We start from the raw sequence: 3,001 nt of genomic DNA, 5'->3' as shown, positions 1-3,001 counted from the left end.
AGACCTATCTGCTGATGCGCGCACAGACCCTCGGCGAATACGAAGCGGCGATGGAAATGCTCGCCATGGGCAATACCAACCGGGTCGTGGGCGATTCCACCGGCCGGATCGCCCGTTACTATAATGCCCGCATGCCGGTCAGGCTGGATGAGCCGGGGCTGGACTGGCGAGGCATACTGCCCGGCGATCGCTCCGATCTGGTCTGGAGCGGGTTTGCCCCGTTTGACGCCCTGCCGCACATGGTCGACCCGCAGGCCGGCTATGTCGTTGACGCCAACCACACGCCGTTTCGCGTTACATTAACGGACGAAGATCCGCGCGAAGAGGACTTCCCGCGCACGTTCGGCATAGAGACGCACATGACCAATCGGGGTCTCGTCGCGACTACCGCGCTTGCTGCGCTGGAGACGATCAGCCGGGACGAACTTCTGGCGATCAAGTGGGATCACTCTTTCCACCCGGACAGCCAGGCGATGCAGTTGCGCGCCGAACTTCTGGCCATGGACTGGAGCGATGATCCGGTGATGGCCGAAGCGCTGGAGATCATCGAAGCGTGGGACGGACGGGCCGATTTCGACAACCGGAATGCGGCGCTCTCGCTCCTGACCTATCAGCCGGTTGGCACGGCCCGCGCAGCAGGCCGGGCCGGTCCGCCGCTTGATGAGGCGTTCCGCGACGCGGCAGCCTATCTCGCCGAACATCACGGACGCCTCGATCCGCTCTGGAGCGAGGTCAATTTCATCAAGCGCGGCGATGTGGCCGTACCGCTGCAAGGCGGGCCGGACACGCTGCGCGCGGTCTACGGCCAGCGCGACGGGGATGGCACGTTGCGCATGGTGGCGGGCGACGGGCTTGTAATGCTTGCCGAATGGGACCGGGAGGGCGAGCTGTCGCTCTGGGCGGTTCACCATTTCGGTTCTTCGAACCGGCCAGGTGATCCCCATTACACCAGCCAGATGCAGGATTTTGCGGACGAGGAGATGCGCCGCGTGCCGATGACGCTTGAAGCGGTGCGCGACAGCGCGGTGGAGGCCTACCGGCCGGGCGAGCGGGGGTAGGGGCGCGAAATGCTTTTCCCTCGTCCTTCGAGACGCTCATTTCATTCGCCCTCGGGATGAGGAAAAAGCATTGCCCCTCATGCTGAGGAGCGCAAAGCGCGTCTCGAAGCACCAGGGGCAATGCCGCCCATTTCCCCGCAAGACAAACACCGCCCCCGTGCGTTAACCTTGCCGGCAAAACATCAGGGGAGGGTCTCATGTTCCGGGTCATTCTGATTGCGTTCGCACTGGTTATTCTCATCGCGATCGGGCGCATTGCCTGGATGATTGTGCCGGCTTCCGGGGCGCTGACCCCGCATGAACCGAGACTCGCGGACCGCTGCGAAGTGCTGGAGGTGGCGCCCGGGACCGAGGACGTCACCATTCACCCTGAAGCAGGCATTGCCTTTGTCTCTGCCGCTGACCGGCGGTCGGAAAATCCGGAAACAGGCGGCATCTGGACGTTCGACATGGCCGACCCCTTCCAGACCCTGCGCTATGCCAGCGTCGACGGGCCGGAGGATTTCCAGCCGCACGGCATCAGCCTCTGGCGCGGTGAGGATGGCCGTCAGCGGCTCTTCGTGATCAACCACCCGCTGGCCGGTGGCCACACGGTGGAGGTTTTCGAGGTGGATGAAGACTGGCGTCTCTTCCACGCCGAGACGATCACCTATCCCGAACTTTCCTCGCCCAACGACATCGTGGCGGTTGGCCCCGACCAGTTCTACGCAACGAACGATTCCCGCTACGATTCCGGTCTGATGATGCAGCTCGAAGCCTATTTCGGCCTGCCGCTGGCCAGCGTCAGCTATTATGACGGCGAGGCCGGGCGCATTGCCGCTGGCGGGCTGGTCTATGCCAATGGCATCAATGTGTCGGCCGATGGTGCCACGCTTTACGTCTCGGAATTCCTCGGACGCAGCGTCAATGTGTATGAGCGCAATACGGAAACCGGCGCGCTCATTCACCGCCGCTCGATCCCGGTGCGCACCGGGGCCGACAATATCGAAATGGACGAAAGCGGGCATTTGTGGATCGGGGCCCATGCGCGCGTGTTTGATTTCCTGTCGCACTCGCAGGACGAGACCGCTATTGCCCCCTCCCATGTCATCCGCGTCGATCCGGCGACCGGACAGGTGGTGACCGTGCTCTACACCGACGGTGAGGAGCTGAGCGGATCGAGCGTCGGGGCGCCCTATGGCTACCAGTTCGTCGTGGGGGCCGTGTTCGATTCCGAGGTGCTGATCTGCCCGCGCGGCTAGGCTTCATGCCGATTTGGGCTTCACACGGGCCGTGCGCGCTCTAACCTCCTTTGAATAACCGACGGGCAAAGCCCGCGATATTCAGGGGAGGAACTGCCTTGGCCAATGCCAGCCCGCCACCGGGTATGCCGGTGACCCAGCCGCTTGCACCCAGCGCCCGACGCTATGCCGTTGGCATGCTGCTGGTCATCTACATCTTCAATTTCCTCGACCGGCAGATCGTCAATATCCTCGCCGAGCCGATCAAGCTGGAGCTGGGCGTTGCCGACTGGCAGCTCGGAATGCTGACTGGCCTAGCCTTTGCGCTGTTCTATACCGTGCTTGGCATCCCGATTGCGCGCTACGCGGAAAAGGCCGACCGGGTGAAGATCATCTCGGCGGCGGTCGGCGTGTGGAGCCTCTTCACGATTGCCTGCGGGCTTGCCGGGAATTTCATTCAGCTCTTGCTGGCCCGTATCGGTGTCGGTGTTGGCGAGGCAGGTTGTTCGCCGCCTGCCCACTCGCTCATCACAGACTACACCCCCAAGGAGGAGCGTGCCTCGGCGCTTGCCTTCTACTCCATGGGCATTCCGCTCGGCTCCCTCGCCGGGATGGCACTGGGCGGACTGATCGCCGATGCCTATGGCTGGCGGATGGCTTTCTTCGTTGCCGGTGCGCCGGGCATCATCCTGGCCGTCATGGCCTTCCTGACGCTGCCTGAGA

Annotated in this window: 3 protein-coding genes; all 3 read left to right on the top strand. The window is 63.4% G+C overall.

What is annotated here, in order from left to right; translation table 11 throughout:
* On the top strand, nt 1-1,058 hold a 1,058-nt coding region (locus tag ACTS2Z_RS06920; RefSeq protein ID WP_442572489.1), incomplete at its 5' end, for a penicillin acylase family protein.
* Nucleotides 1,059-1,255: 197 nt separating this feature from the next.
* Nucleotides 1,256-2,299, top strand: a complete 1,044-nt coding sequence (locus tag ACTS2Z_RS06915; RefSeq protein ID WP_442572488.1) for a strictosidine synthase family protein — start codon at nt 1,256-1,258, stop codon at nt 2,297-2,299.
* A 125-nt stretch (nt 2,300-2,424) separates the two neighbouring features.
* Nucleotides 2,425-3,001 (top strand): MFS transporter (locus ACTS2Z_RS06910; RefSeq protein ID WP_442572490.1); only part of this gene is annotated, 577 nt, incomplete at its 3' end.

Origin of the sequence: Glycocaulis sp., from assembly GCF_052168375.1 — a bacterium.
Lineage (GTDB): Bacteria > Pseudomonadota > Alphaproteobacteria > Caulobacterales > Maricaulaceae > Glycocaulis.
The sequence above is the reverse complement of the archived record's forward strand: the minus strand, read 5'-3'. Positions and strand labels throughout refer to the sequence as shown.